We start from the raw sequence: 14,997 nt of genomic DNA on the forward strand, positions 1-14,997 counted from the left end.
ACGAGCTGTGCAAAAAAGATAAACTGCCTTGTGTCTTATCGACACATCGTCAGTTTCCTATTTTTGCTTTGCTCGCTTAACGGCTTTTGTATCATCTGATTTGAACACAACCTACGAGCTGTGCAAAAAAGATAAACTGCCTTGTGTCTTATCGACACATCGTCAGTTTCCTATTTTTGCTTTGCTCGCTTAACGGCTTTTGTATCATTTTGAAAGGTTTTCTATGTCTTATTTTTTTTCTGGTAGGGTTGATCGTATTATTTTTGAGAATGCGTCAAACTTTTTCAAGATTCTTTTGTTGGAGATTGAGGATAGCGACAGCGATTATCCTGAACCCGATATTATCATTACTGGAACTATGGGGGATGTCATGGAGGGTGAAGACTACACCTTCTGGGGGGACTTGGTCCAGCATCCCAAGTATGGTCAACAGCTTAAGCTAGAACGTTATGAACGTGCTAAACCTAGTCAATCTGGTCTGGTCAAATACTTTTCTGGCGATAATTTCAAGGGAATTGGTAAAAAAACAGCTGAGAAAATTATCGATCTCTATGGTGAAGATCCTATTGACAAGATTCTAGAAGATCCGTCTAAGCTAGATAGTATCACTGGACTTTCTAAGGTCAATCGTGAAAAATTTGTTGCCAAGCTCAAACTCAATTATGGTACGGAACAAATTTTGACCAAGCTAGCCAGCTATGGACTCTCTTCCAAGTTTGCTGTGCAAATCTTCAATGAATACAAGGAAGACAGTCTCGATATTATCAAAGAAAATCCCTATCAACTGGTTGAAGAAATCAAGGGTATCGGCTTTAAGATGGCTGACCAATTAGCAGAGCAACTAGGTATTGCAGCTGATTCTCCCCAACGTTTCCGCGCAGCCCTTATCCATGTCCTCCTTGAACGCTCTCTTGAAGAGGGAGACACCTATCTGGAAGCTAGAGAACTCCTTGAAGGATCGCTCTACCTGCTTGAGGACAGTCGCCAGATTGAACTAGATCCTGCCCTTGTTGCCAATGAACTCAGCAACCTCATCGCAGAGGACAAGGTGCAGCATATCGGTACCAAGATTTTTGACAATAGCCTCTATTATGCTGAAGCAGGTATCCACAAGCACCTCAATCGTCTCTTGGAAACTAAGACCAGTCTCGACTTTTCCACAGAAAAAATCGAGCAGGAGATTGAGGAGATACAAGATGATTTGGGAATTTCCTATGATAGCGTTCAAAAGGAAGCTATCCACAAGGCTCTAACCAATAAGGTCTTCATCTTAACTGGTGGACCAGGAACAGGGAAAACCACTGTTATCAATGGTATTATCGAGACTTATGCCCGCCTGCGCCGTATCAATCTCAAAAAGGATGAGTCACCTATCCTCCTTGCCGCTCCCACTGGACGTGCAGCCCGACGCATGAACGAGCTGACTGGGCTCCCTAGTGCCACTATCCACAGACACCTTGGTCTGACTGGGGATAGCGATGATTTCCAGACTCTAGATGATTTCCTAGATGCCGACCTCATCATCGTGGACGAGTTCTCCATGGTGGACACTTGGCTTGCCAATCAGCTCCTATCTGCCATCTCCTCCAACACCCAGCTCATTATCGTGGGCGATAGCGACCAGCTACCTTCTGTTGGACCTGGACAGGTTTTGGCTGACCTTTTGAAAATAGCAGAGCTGCCACAGATTGCCCTAACTAAGATTTTTAGACAGTCTGATGACTCAACAATCGTTACCTTGGCAAGTCATATTCGACAAGGCCAACTACCAGATGACTTTACCAGTAAAAAAGCAGACCGTTCCTATTTCGAAGCTGGCCCTGCCTTTATCCCAAGTATGGTAGAAAAAATTGTTCAATCAGCCATCAAAAGTGGTATTGAACCATCTGAAATCCAAATCCTTGCTCCCATGTACCGAGGACAGGCTGGTATCAATAACCTCAACCAGCTGCTACAAGACTTGATCAATCCACTAGACGATGAGATCGAATTTCTCTTTAACGAGACCCGTTTTCGTAAGTATGACAAGGTTCTTCACCTCATCAACGATGCCGAATCCAATGTCTTTAATGGCGATATCGGTTATATCACAGACCTGATTCCCGCCAAATACACCGAGTCCAAGCAAGATGAGATTATCCTCGATTTCGACGGAACTGAAGTCAGCTACCCTCGTAACGAATGGCCTAAGATTACCTTGGCCTATGCCATGTCTATCCACAAGTCACAGGGCTCAGAGTTTCAAGTGGTCATTCTACCAATCACACGCCAAAGCGGGCGCATGCTGCAACGCAACCTGATTTATACCGCCATTACTCGTTCTAAAAGCAAGCTCATTCTCCTAGGAGAATACCAAGCTTTTGACTACGCCGTCCAAAATGAAGGTGCCAAACGTAAAACCTACCTTGTCCAACGCTTCCAAGAAGAAACCAAAGAAGTTATCAACAGCTCTGTGGATAATTTTCAAGATAAAAGTTCCAATAATCTTGAAAATTCAAGCCAAGAAACCCCTTCAAAACCCTTAAATGAAGCTATTTCTAGCGATAAAAAAGACTTATCAACTACTTATACACAAGTTGTTGATAAGTCAGTGGATAAATCTGTGAATTCTGTTCATAAGTCCCAATCTTACCGACTAACAGAGGACAATTGGACTGATATCGATCCTATGATTGGACTGACACAGAAAGATTTGGAGCTCTTCTTCACCAAGAAAGAGTAAGGCTGACTAAGGAAAGTTACTGAAAGATAATTTTTGCTTTGCTCGCTTAAGAGCTTTCGTATCATCGTATTCGAATACGGGACTAATTTTCTATGGGAAAAGAGAAATTATACCTAGACGCAAGCGTCGTCGGTAAATTTCCTATTTCCTTACGAAAATTTCCAGCAAGCTGGAATGTCCCTTTATATCATATTCTAACAAGGAGATTTTGTATGATTCTTACTTCGAGTGAAAAACTCAAAAAACATATTACTAATACATCAATTTTAACCATCATTCTTAATTTATTTATTGGTTTGATTGCTCTTTTGAACTTAATTGGGCTGATTTATGTAGCTACTCAAAGCGACAGCCAACTATCATCTAACTATGATAGTCAGACCCTTGCTGCCATTCGTCAAGCCCAAACCTTTGGCACTTATGCTCAAGCTATCCTCGTTCTTGCCCTCTACCTAGTCATCGCTGGGCTCTTGATTCGTAATCTCAGACGATTGAAAAAAGGGAAATCGATTTCCCTCTTGCCCTACTATCTTGGTTTTGTTTTGACACTTATTTCCCTTGGATTAGTCCTTTATAGCATTGCTATTGGACAAACAAGCCCACACATCAGTAATTTTGTTGCACCAGTTCTCTTTAGCTGCCTCTACGGTTATGGCTATCAGTGTAGCAAGACCTATCTAGGATAAAAGAAAGTCTGGAATTCACTCTTCCAGACTTTTTCTATTTACCTTGCTCTCTATCCTCCAGGAGATTCAACTCAATCGATTGATCCTCAAGTGAGGTAGCTGTAACGCCTAAAAGGCGGATGCCAGATTGATTTTCCTCCAATTCGTCAAAAATAGCATGAGCTTGTCTTTCGATAAGCGTAAAATCCTGAGTTGCCACTTCTAAGCTATGACGCTTGGTCAAGGTTGAAAAATCAGAATAGCGAACCTTGATAACAATACTCTTGGCTGATTTCTGATTCTTAATCAGGGCATCTGCTACACGTTGCGCATTTTTACTCAGCTCTGCCTTGATATCTTCCTCACTAAAAAGAAGTTTAGCATAAGTCCTCTCACTCCCAATAGATTTGCGGATGCGATTGGGCTTAACAGCAGAGTTAGAAATGCCACGAGCCTTACGATAAAGGTCATAGCCGAAACGACCAAAAAGGTCAATCAGCTGATTTTCAGAAACTTCCTGCAAATCTTTTCCCGTAAAGACACCAATCTCGTGCAACCTCTCAACCGACTTGATTCCAACACCGTGAAACTTCTCAATAGGCAAATCAGCTAGAAAGCTCTCTGCCTCATCTGGTAAAATCAAGGTTAAGCCAGCTGGCTTTTGAAAATCACTGGCCAGTTTAGCTAGAAATTTATTGTAGGAAACACCAGCTGAACAGGTCAAGCTCAGCTCCTTCCAGATATCGTGTTGAATCAGCTTGGCTATTTTTACTGCCGAAGCGCTAGCAATCTTATTCTCCGTCACATCCAGATAGGCCTCATCAATAGACATAGGCTCAACCAAATCTGTATAGCGCTTAAAAATCTCCCTAACCTGATAACCAACTTCTCGGTATTTACTGTAATTTCCCGAAATGAAAACGGCCTGGGGACAACGCTCAAAGGCCTCCTTGGAACTCATGGCAGAGTGGATACCAAACTTTCTCGCCTCATAGTTGCAGGTGGAAACCACCCCACGACCTCCTGTCTTTCTGGGATCACTCCCAATCACAACTGGCTTACCCTTGAGACTAGGATTATCCCTTTCTTCGACAGCAGCAAAAAAAGCATCCATATCGATATGGATGATCTTGCGTGATGTGTCATTGATGAGGGGAAATTCTAGCATAGACACTCCTTGGATAGACTAGACCTGGGTATAATACTTAGAATGGTTCATATCATTATTTAGACTAATTCTCAGTAAGTTTTTCATTACTTAGTATTATATAACATTTTGACTGTCAATACTATTTTCTGATATTTATAATACAGTTAATATTTTTTAGAAAACTGTATTATAAAAGAAAGTCAAATAATATGCTCAAATTTATTTGTGTAAACGCTTACTGTATGATAGAATATAATTGTAAGTATAACAGATTTACTGTTATTAGAATTAATAAGGAGAAATGTCATGGCAACTGTCAAAACTAACACTGATGTTTTTGAAAAAGCTTGGGAAGGCTTCAAAGGTACTGACTGGAAAGAAAGAGCCAGCGTATCACGCTTTGTTCAAGCAAACTACACACCTTATGATGGAGATGAAAGCTTCTTGGCTGGTCCAACTGAGCGCTCACTCAAAATTAAAAAAATCGTAGAAGAAACTAAAGCTCACTATGAAGAAACTCGTTTCCCATACGATAACCGTCCAACTTCAATCGCTGATATCCCAGCTGGTTACATCTCAAAAGAAGATGAATTGATCTTTGGTATCCAAAATGATGAGTTGTTCAAACTCAACTTCATGCCAAAAGGTGGTATCCGTATGGCGGAAACTACTCTTAAAGAAAATGGCTATGAACCAGATCCAGCTGTTCACGAAATCTTTACAAAATACGTAACTACTGTTAACGACGGTATCTTCCGTGCCTACACTTCAAATATCCGTCGTGCACGTCACGCTCACACAGTTACTGGTCTTCCAGATGCTTACTCACGTGGACGTATCATCGGTGTTTACGCACGTCTTGCTCTTTACGGTGCAGACTACTTGATGCAAGAAAAAGTTAACGACTGGAATGCTATCACTGAAATCGACGAAGAATCAATCCGTCTTCGCGAAGAAGTTAACATGCAATACCAAGCACTTGGTGAAGTTGTTAAACTTGGTGATCTTTACGGAGTTGACGTTCGTCGTCCAGCTGAAAACGTTAAAGAAGCTATCCAATGGGTAAACATTGCATTCATGGCTGTATGTCGTGTTATCAATGGTGCCGCTACATCTCTTGGACGTGTGCCAATCGTTCTTGATATCTTTGCAGAACGTGACCTTGCTCGTGGAACATTCACAGAGTCAGAAATCCAAGAATTCGTTGATGATTTCGTTATGAAACTTCGTACAGTTAAATTTGCTCGTACAAAAGCTTACGACCAATTGTACTCAGGTGACCCAACATTCATCACAACTTCTATGGCTGGTATGGGTAACGACGGTCGTCACCGTGTTACTAAAATGGACTACCGTTTCTTGAACACTCTTGACAATATCGGTAACTCACCAGAGCCAAACTTGACAGTTCTTTGGACTGACCAATTGCCATACTCATTCCGTCGCTACTGTATGTCAATGTCACACAAACACTCTTCAATCCAATACGAAGGTGTGACAACAATGGCTAAAGACGGTTACGGTGAAATGTCATGTATCTCATGCTGTGTATCACCACTTGACCCAGAAAATGAAGAACAACGCCACAACATCCAATACTTTGGTGCTCGTGTTAACGTTCTCAAAGCTCTTCTTACAGGTCTTAACGGTGGTTACGACGATGTTCACAAAGACTACAAAGTATTCGACATCGATCCAGTCCGTGATGAAGTTCTTGACTTCGATACAGTTAAAGCTAACTTCGAAAAATCTCTTGACTGGTTGACAGACACTTATGTAGATGCCCTTAACATCATCCACTACATGACTGATAAATACAACTACGAAGCTGTCCAAATGGCCTTCTTGCCAACTCACCAACGTGCTAACATGGGATTCGGTATCTGTGGTTTCGCAAATACTGTTGATACTTTGTCAGCTATCAAGTACGCTACTGTTAAACCAATCCGTGACGAAGATGGTTACATCTACGACTACGAAACTGTTGGAGAATTCCCACGTTGGGGTGAAGATGATCCACGTTCAAACGAATTGGCTGAATGGTTGATCGAAGCTTACACTACTCGTCTTCGTAGCCACAAACTTTACAAAAACGCTGAAGCAACTGTATCACTTCTTACAATCACTTCAAACGTTGCCTACTCTAAACAAACTGGTAACTCACCAGTTCACAAAGGTGTTTACCTCAACGAAGATGGTTCAGTGAACTTGTCTAAACTTGAATTCTTCTCACCAGGTGCTAACCCATCTAACAAAGCTAAAGGTGGTTGGTTGCAAAACTTGAACTCATTGGCAAGCCTTGACTTCTCATACGCTGCTGATGGTATCTCATTGACAACTCAAGTATCACCACGTGCCCTTGGTAAAACTCGTGACGAACAAGTTGATAACTTGGTTACAATCCTTGACGGTTACTTCGAAAACGGTGGTCAACACGTTAACTTGAACGTTATGGACCTTAACGACGTTTACGAAAAAATCATGGCTGGTGAAGATGTTATCGTTCGTATCTCTGGATACTGCGTAAACACTAAATACCTTACACCAGAACAAAAAACTGAATTGACACAACGTGTCTTCCACGAAGTGCTTTCAATGGATGACGCTCTTGCATAAGAGTTCATCACTAAGTCGAGCTTAGGCTCGACTTTTTTGTTTGTTTTACCCATAAACCCTACAAGATAATGGCGGTCTAGATGATAATAAAAAATATCTCAAAGGTCTTGATTATCTCTTCAAATCATTTTAAAATGACAGTATGAAAATTTTGCAGACTAGAGACACCATGTCAAAAACCTATCTTCATGCCATGAAAATCAGACATCAGGTCTTTGTGAAAGGACAGGGAATTCCTCGTTCTAGGGACTTGGATAAAGACGAGGCTAACTGCCTTCATTTTGTCCTCTATGATGATAATAATCAAGCTGCCGCAACCTGCAGACTCTTATTTTCGCAGACAGAAAAAAGCGCCAGTCTTCAACGAATGGCGGTCTTAGATAAGTATCAAGGTCATGGTTTAGGCAATCAGCTGCTCCAATACGTTTGTGACTTTGCCAAGGAAAGACAAATAAGGAGTATAAAGGCACATTCACAGCTATCTGCTCTGCCATTTTACCAGAAAAACGGCTTTATTCCTCAGGGAGAGACTTTTCTCGACACAGGAATTGAGCATCTCCTTGTCATTAAGAAGCTCAGCTAGACGAAAGACCCCTTTGCACTAAGCAAGGAGGTCTTTTTTGATGATTTCAATCAATTCATTACGGTCCAAAATCCACTGAGCACGCTCATCCTTTTCGTAAGTCCTATTACTTAGGAAAATAGCTGCGCTCTGCTGGGGGATATTTATCAAAATAAAGGTCCCTGTATAGCCAGTATGAAGGAGCCAATCATCCTGAAGATCCCAGGCAAGACTTCTTTCCTTAGAGCTGTAAGAATAGTTTTTGACTAGGTCCTCAGCAAAGTCATCTGTCAAATAGTGATTGACAAAACGCTCCAAATCTCTAAGGTTTGAAAATAGCCCTGCAGAGCCTGTGTGGACGCCTAAGACACGAGCCTTAGGATCATGGACAAGACCAGCTTTTTGACCTTTGACAGTCGGCACAGCCATTTCTCTAGGTCCAAAAGAGGTCTCAGTCATCTGCCAAGGACCAAAAATCTTGTCCTGAAAGAGCTGATCCAGAGTCTGCTTGTTCTGATACTCTAGCATAAGCCCCAACAAAATAAAGTTGATATCAGTATAGAGAAAATCCTTTTCTTCCTTAACTGTAATTTTATTAATCGCTGCAATCAGTTCCTCTTGATTAAGCTGGTCACGGTTGGGAATGAAAGGATCAATACCAGATGCGTGGGTCAACAGGTCTCTGATAGTCAGTTTCTCATTTTCAACTGCTGGATAGTAGGACTTGAGACTAGCGTCAAGGTCTAGTTGACCAGACTGATAAGCTAGGATCAACAAGGTGCCAACTCCAACAACCTTAGAAACACTAGCCAAGTCATAGATAAGCCCTGCCTTAACAGGCTCACTACCATCTTGAGTTCCAAAATAAGCCTCCTGCCATTTTCCCTTTTGGAAATAAGCAAGGCTAGCACCAGGATAGATAGCCTGACTGATCTGTTCTTCTATTTTTTGGAAAGTTTCTTCCATCATTTACGGAACCAAATCTCGATTTTTGAAGGATCAGACAAGACAAGGATAGTTTCTTTCTTATCCATATAAACGTCTAGCCCTTTAGCATCAAAGTAGGCTTTGATAGCAGCCATATCTGCTGATTCATCAAGCTTGAACTCAAAGATTTCCAAATCCCAAGTCACATTTGGCTCGACAGTCAAGTCTGCTCCTTCTCTTTGAGTGAAGCTGATTGTCAGCGGTAGACCGTCAGCAACTAGTTCTTGATAGAAGTCAGCAGTTTCTTGAGATGGGACGTTTAACTCAAAGCCATCAAATTGGAAATCAGCCAAACCTTCAAAACCTTCTACTGCTGTGAAGTCAGCCTCCTCAGTCACTTCAAGGCAGCTTATATCATCTTCTGCATGGAGTAGGAAAAGATCATCTTCTGGAGATTTAACCTCAAAAGCGTAGCCATTTTTTCCCTTGAAAATAGCTGTCGCATCAACTCCTCTAGCCAAGAGAGACTCAATGGAAGCTGCATCTGTCTTGAGACGAACACGCGCCAGCTTCTTAACACCGTCAGCAACCGCACGGGTACGCATCGATGGTGATTCTTCGATGATAAACTGGCGCTCTCTGTTTTCCCAACCAGTCATGATAGCAATAGCATTTTCTTCGTAGGTCAATCGCATCCCAAGATTTTCTTGATAAAATTGGATATTTAAATCACGATTGTTAACTCGAATAAGCGGTGTGTTAAAATACACATTTTCAAAAATAGACATCATTTCCTCCAATCTTTACTATTGTAATGTAAATCACTTGATTTGACAAATAATTATCGGTTTATAGCCCTTAATGTTAGCCTTTTGAGGAATTTTTCATAGACTTCTAAATATGGAAAATCTGACTTTGTTTTCAATCTGTATTTACTAACGAGAGACTTTGATTTATAATAATAGAATGACTAATAATTTGATTCTACATATCATTCAGTTGCTCTTGATCTTCTTGATCATTTTTATTTTTGCAACGATTATCCTGCATGCCCGTAAACAGAAAATCAATCTTCGTGAAAAATTCTTCACGGGATTTTGGATTGGTTTAGTGACTGACCTCCTAGATACACTCGGTATCGGGACATTTGCCACATCAACAGCCCTCTTTAAGGCGACAAAATTAGTTGATGATGATAAAAAGATTCCTGCAACTCTGACTACAGCTCACGTCATTCCTGTTCTGGTAGAGGCTCTGCTATTTATCACGATTGTTAAGGTGGATATTACAACCTTGGTTTGTATGGCTCTTGCATCCTTCTCAGGTGCCTTTGTCGGGGCTCGTATCACTAAGAATTGGAATACTAAGCAAGTGCAGCGTATTCTAGGTACTCTGCTTATCATTGCCTCTCTAATCATGGTTTACCGTATGTGGACTAATCCTGGTGCTGATAATTCAGATGCTATCCGAGGTCTTTACGGTATTTGGTTGATTGTCGGAATTATCTTTGACTTTATTATCGGAATGCTGATGACAATGGGACTTGGAAACTATGCGCCTGAACTGATTTTCTTCTCTCTGATGGGAATCAATCCGTCCATCGCCCTTCCTGTTATGATGCTAGATGCTGCAATGATTCTAACTGCCAGCTCTCGTGAATTTATCAAGTCTGACCGTGTCAATTGGCCTGGTGTTCTCGGTATCATTATCGGTGGCGTTATTGGAGTTCTTATCGCAGCACTCTTCCTCAGCAGCCTAGATATCAATAACCTTAAAATCCTGGTTGTTTTTATCGCCATCTTTACAGGTATCAGCCTCCTAAGATCATCATTGAAAAAGACTATGAAATAAAAAAGCACTCGCCAATGCGGGTGCTTTTTTGGTAAAGTATTTTATTTTAGGAAGCGAGATTAATAAAAGCTGACATTATAAACACCGTTTGGTGCTAAAAGTTGATTATAAATATCAGTTGTTAGGGGAGTAAATAGGATATTTGATGTCGCATTTTCAATATTAGTTGCCACACCAACAATTTCACCATCTACAATAATTGGTGAGCCAGACTGACCACTGACACCCTTGATATTAGTTGTTATAAGACCATCAGCTCTAACACCAGTAATTGTGCCAACTTCGTACTCCCAACGTCCCCAAAGGTTGAGACTGTTGCTGACAATGGTAAATTGTTTACCAACCAAGGATTGAGGATTGTTGTAAACTGCCAATCTGACCTGACTGGTATCAATCTGTTGTGTCTTGCTGCTTGGCTCTGCAATTTTAACCAAGGCAATATCACGTTTTACATCACGATTACCAGTGTAACCTGGCATAACGATGAAAGGATTATCATAAGATGTCCTTTGAATCTGAGATGCCTCATAATAAGGTGAAGCATCTCCCCATACTGCTACTGCAGACGTTGTCTGACTGGTTACCTGACCTGTGCTGTTGTCAGCCACACCATGGGCAGCTGTCAATAACAAATTAGGTGCAATCAAGGCAGATGAACTTTTCTTGCTTGAGCTGCCTCCGACATTTACCTGCAGATAGTGCGAGATATTGTAAGGATAGCTATTTCGTAAAGCGTCGTCAGATACATGACTTGTTTCTGCATTTACTACACTAGCTGACAATACTGTAACTAAGGCCAAACAGGCAAACATCATAAGTTTCACAAAACGTTTCATAAATATACCTCCTTGAAGACAGTATATCATAGTCGAAGTTCAATGTAAACGCTTTTTGTTTATATTTTCCGTTTTTTCACAATTTTTTATCATTTTTATTTTATTTGTTAAGAAAAAGAAAAAAGCCGAGCAAGCTCGACTTTCGTTAATATCTTATAGGTAAAGGTATTTGAACAAGGCTACCGCAAGAATTGAAGCAAGGATAGGTGCTACAACTGGTACCCATGAATACCACCATTTTGAATCGCCTTTAGCTTCACCAAGAATTGATTTTGGCAAGAAGTGGTGAACAAGACGAGGACCAAGGTCACGTGCTGGGTTAAGAGCTGGACCTGTAGGACCACCAAGTGAGATAACAAGCGCAGCAACAAGGAAACCAATTCCAAGGTGAGCTACTGCCAAGCTACCACCCAAGATGTGTGATACTGATTTTGAAACTTCATCAGCTGTGTAAGCACCAGCATATTGTTCAACAACTGCTTGAACGTACTCAGCACCAAAGAAGTTTTTAGTAAGTGCAAGTGCACCGAAGAAAAGAACGAATGAACCAACAAACTCATTGGCGAAACCGTTGATCATAGCTGCTTTACGGCTTGCTTTTGTGCCATCATCCATGTTATCGATTGTTGAGAATGATCCCAAGATGTGGTTTGGATTTTCAGTTTTAAGGAAGTAAGGGCGATAAACCATTACAACGATCAACTGACCAAAGATCGCACCTAGAACCTGTGCGATGATATATTGAGGAACGTGTGACCATTCGAAAAGTCCTGAAACAGCAAGACCAAGTGTGAAGGCTGGGTTGATGTGGTTACCTGAAACGTTACCAAACATAAGAGCTGGCATCATAACACCAAAACCATAACCAAAAGCGATTGTCAACCAACCTGCGGCATGTCCTTTAGTTCCTTTAAGGTCAACGTTAGCTACAGCACCGTTACCAAGGATAATAAGGAGAGCAGTTGCGATAAATTCTGTGATATACTTCACAGTCCATGTTACATCCATGAGTTTGTTAAATTCCTTTCAACATTTGAGTTTTTTTAGACAACTAACATTTTATCAAGTATAATGAATAAAGTAAAGCCATTATGCGGAATTAAAACGCTTACTTCCTATCTTATTTATTCTCTTTTGGATACTATACAGAGCATCCGCTTACAGAAAATATGGTCAGATTTTCTTCTTAAAATTGAACCTACCAATTCAATTAAAGAAGAACTATTAGTAGCTTGTCCACTCTTTTCAACTATCAGCTTACATACTAGCTTGATGTATGTGAGTCCTATCATTTTCCAGTAAACTGGATTCTCCCTTTATATCATGTTTTTAGGAGTTTCTTATGAGATATAATCAATTTTCTTACATTCCAACTAGTCTTGATGATGCTGTCAAGGAAATGAAGGCACTTGGTTTTCAGGTGTCTAAGGATTTTTCTGACAAGCAGAATTTAGAGATTTTTGCCAGAAAGACTTTCTTTCAATATCAAAATACAGACTATGCTCTTAGCCAATGGATTGCAGACTGGGAGACTGACCTGCTTAGTTTCTTCCAATCTGACCGTGAACTAAATGACAAGGTCTTTAACATGGTTGCCCTCCAGTTGCTGGAATTTATTCCTAATGTTGATTTTACTGACTTGGAGGCTTTTCTGGATAAGATTGCCTTTCCTATTACAGGCGGAGCTTTCTTACAGAAACTCCATCAGCTGCTAGCGACTCGTACGGTCAATGGTGCCAGTCTTATCGACCGTCTGGTTTCCAAAGGACTAATCCCCATCAGCAATGACTATGTCTTTTTCAATGGCAAGAGCTTGGCAACTTTTGATACTTCTGATGTCATTCGTGAGGTGGTCTATGTAGACAGTTCTATTGACAGCGATGGAGATGGACTGACAGATTTGGTCAAGGTTAGCATCATCAGACCTAACACCCACTACAAACTAGCAACGACCATGACTGCTAGTCCTTATCATCAAGGTGTCAATGGTCCTGCTAGCGACAAGCTGACCCACAAGATGGAGGGAGATTTGACGGTCAAAAAGGCTGGGCAAATCAATCTAGAAGCGCCAGCTATTCCCCAAACAAAAACCTATATCAATGAGGCTAAGGTCGTGACAGAGAGCGAGGAGACCTTCTCTAGCTACTCCAGCTACACGCTCAATGACTATCTGCTGGCTCGTGGACTGGCAAATATCTATGTCTCTGGCGTCGGTACCCTGCATTCTGAGGGCTTTATGACCAGCGGAGACTACCAGCAGGTACAGTCCTATAAGGCGGTTATTGATTGGCTCAATGGCAGAGCTATCGCCTATACTGACCATAGCAGACAGCGTTCAATCGAGGCAAACTGGGCTTCTGGTAAGGTAGTCACAACAGGTCTGTCCTATCTCGGGACCATGTCAAATGCTCTGGCGACGACTGGTGTAGAGGGACTTGAAGTCATTATTGCAGAAGCAGGTATCTCCTCATGGTATGACTACTATCGTGAAAATGGACTGCTGGTCAGTCCTGGTGGCTATCCTGGTGAAGACTTGGATAGTCTGACAGAATTCACCTATTCACGCGCCCTGCTTGCTGGTCAATATCTCCGCAAACAAAAAGACTATCAGACCTATTTGGATAGCCTCAGCGCAGCTATTGACCGAAAAACGGGCGACTACAACCAGTTCTGGCATGACCGCAACTACCTACCACAAGCTGACAAGGTCAAGGCAGAGGTGGTCTTCACCCACGGCAGTCAGGACTGGAATGTTAAGCCAATCCATGTCTTCAATATGTTCAATGCCCTGCCTCATCATGTTAACAAGCACCTCTTCTTCCATAATGGTGCCCATGTTTACATGAATGCTTGGCAGTCTATTGACTTCCGTGAGAGCATGAATGCCCTGATTAGTCAGAAACTCCTCGGTCACGACAGCGATTTCCAACTGGCAAGTGTCATCTGGCAGAACAACCGTAGCGAGCAAACTTGGCAGATCTTGGAGCATTTTGGAAATGGCGGAGCTTCTGAGATTTTTAGTCTGGAAAGTACGGATTCTGTCATCCAAAACCACTACGATAAGGAAGACTTTGAGCGTTATGGTAAGGCTTATCAGACCTTTAAAAATGACCTCTTCACTAAGAAAGCTAGAAGCATCTCTATCGATATTCCTATCACAAAAGACCTTCTTATCAACGGTCGCCCAAGACTGACCCTAAAAGTCAAATCCTCTGAGAATCGTGGCTTGATTTCTGCCCAGCTCTTGGAAATAGGGCAACAGAAATATCTTCAAGCTATCCCAGCTCCACTTGGTCGAGAAAGCCTAGACAACGGACGTTCATTTAAGGAAGAAGCTCTGCGTGAATTACCATTTGGTCAAGCTGACTATCGTGTCATCAGTAAGAGCCACCTCAATCTCCAAAATCGCTCTAACCTCCTTGAAATCGAAGAGGTTACTGCAGATGATTGGATGACTGTCAGCTTTGAATTGCAACCGACCATCTACCAGTTGCAAGAAGGAAATACCATCAGACTCATCTTCTACACCACAGACTTTGAGCATACCATTCGTGACAATAGCGATTACCAACTCACCATCGACTGGCAAGATAGCCAGTTGGAATTACCAGTGGATTGAAGCTCTGCTATTTATCCTAAAAGCTAAAGATGGTATAATAGAAATCAAT

Annotated in this window: 11 protein-coding genes; 6 read left to right on the forward strand and 5 right to left on the reverse strand. The window is 41.6% G+C overall.

Going from position 1 to position 14,997, the window contains the following annotated elements:
- Window positions 1-223: 223 nt before the first annotated feature.
- Both recD2 and JOC28_RS03995 read left to right on the forward strand, forming a co-directional pair.
- Entirely contained in the window at window positions 224-2,722 is a 2,499-nt protein-coding gene (recD2, locus tag JOC28_RS03990) for an SF1B family DNA helicase RecD2 (RefSeq protein WP_205009349.1), read from the forward strand.
- A gap of 212 nt (window positions 2,723-2,934) precedes the next feature.
- Entirely contained in the window at window positions 2,935-3,408 is a 474-nt protein-coding gene (locus tag JOC28_RS03995) for a hypothetical protein (RefSeq protein ID WP_205009350.1), read from the forward strand.
- Window positions 3,409-3,442: 34 nt separating this feature from the next.
- On the opposite strand, the gene dinB is transcribed toward JOC28_RS03995, so the two are convergent.
- Window positions 3,443-4,555, reverse strand: a complete 1,113-nt coding sequence (dinB, locus tag JOC28_RS04000) for a DNA polymerase IV (RefSeq protein WP_205009351.1) — start codon at window positions 4,553-4,555, stop codon at window positions 3,443-3,445.
- A gap of 288 nt (window positions 4,556-4,843) precedes the next feature.
- Between dinB and pflB the strand changes: the two genes are divergently transcribed.
- Both pflB and JOC28_RS04010 read left to right on the forward strand, forming a co-directional pair.
- A complete protein-coding gene (pflB, locus tag JOC28_RS04005; RefSeq protein WP_205009352.1) occupies window positions 4,844-7,153 on the forward strand; it encodes a formate C-acetyltransferase in 2,310 nt (769 codons plus the stop codon).
- A gap of 142 nt (window positions 7,154-7,295) precedes the next feature.
- Entirely contained in the window at window positions 7,296-7,736 is a 441-nt protein-coding gene (locus JOC28_RS04010) for a GNAT family N-acetyltransferase (protein WP_205009353.1), read from the forward strand.
- A gap of 18 nt (window positions 7,737-7,754) precedes the next feature.
- Here JOC28_RS04010 and JOC28_RS04015 read toward each other — a convergent pair whose 3' ends face one another.
- On the reverse strand, window positions 7,755-8,681 hold the full coding sequence (locus JOC28_RS04015; RefSeq protein ID WP_386701304.1) for a serine hydrolase domain-containing protein: 927 nt from the start codon (window positions 8,679-8,681) through the stop codon (window positions 7,755-7,757).
- Window positions 8,681-9,430: a CppA family protein gene (locus tag JOC28_RS04020; protein WP_205009355.1), complete on the reverse strand. Its 750-nt coding sequence runs from the start codon at window positions 9,428-9,430 to the stop codon at window positions 8,681-8,683. Before JOC28_RS04020 ends, JOC28_RS04015 begins: the two co-directional genes overlap by 1 nt.
- Window positions 9,431-9,608: 178 nt before the next feature.
- Here JOC28_RS04020 and JOC28_RS04025 point away from each other — a divergent pair, with 178 nt between their 5' ends.
- Complete coding sequence (locus JOC28_RS04025; protein ID WP_205009385.1) at window positions 9,609-10,493, forward strand: TSUP family transporter; 885 nt, start codon at window positions 9,609-9,611, stop codon at window positions 10,491-10,493.
- Between the two features lie 59 nt (window positions 10,494-10,552).
- Here JOC28_RS04025 and JOC28_RS04030 read toward each other — a convergent pair whose 3' ends face one another.
- Together JOC28_RS04030 and gla are read right to left on the reverse strand one after the other, a co-directional pair.
- Window positions 10,553-11,329, reverse strand: a complete 777-nt coding sequence (locus JOC28_RS04030; RefSeq protein ID WP_239548875.1) for a trypsin-like serine peptidase — start codon at window positions 11,327-11,329, stop codon at window positions 10,553-10,555.
- A 153-nt stretch (window positions 11,330-11,482) separates the two neighbouring features.
- Window positions 11,483-12,337, reverse strand: a complete 855-nt coding sequence (gene gla, locus JOC28_RS04035; RefSeq protein ID WP_205009356.1) for an aquaglyceroporin Gla — start codon at window positions 12,335-12,337, stop codon at window positions 11,483-11,485.
- A 334-nt stretch (window positions 12,338-12,671) separates the two neighbouring features.
- On the opposite strand from gla, the gene JOC28_RS04040 reads away from it, so the two are divergent.
- Window positions 12,672-14,948: a Xaa-Pro dipeptidyl-peptidase gene (locus tag JOC28_RS04040; protein WP_205009357.1), complete on the forward strand. Its 2,277-nt coding sequence runs from the start codon at window positions 12,672-12,674 to the stop codon at window positions 14,946-14,948.
- Window positions 14,949-14,997 lie beyond the last annotated feature (49 nt).

The organism is Streptococcus loxodontisalivarius, from assembly GCF_016908645.1.
GTDB lineage: Bacteria > Bacillota > Bacilli > Lactobacillales > Streptococcaceae > Streptococcus > Streptococcus loxodontisalivarius.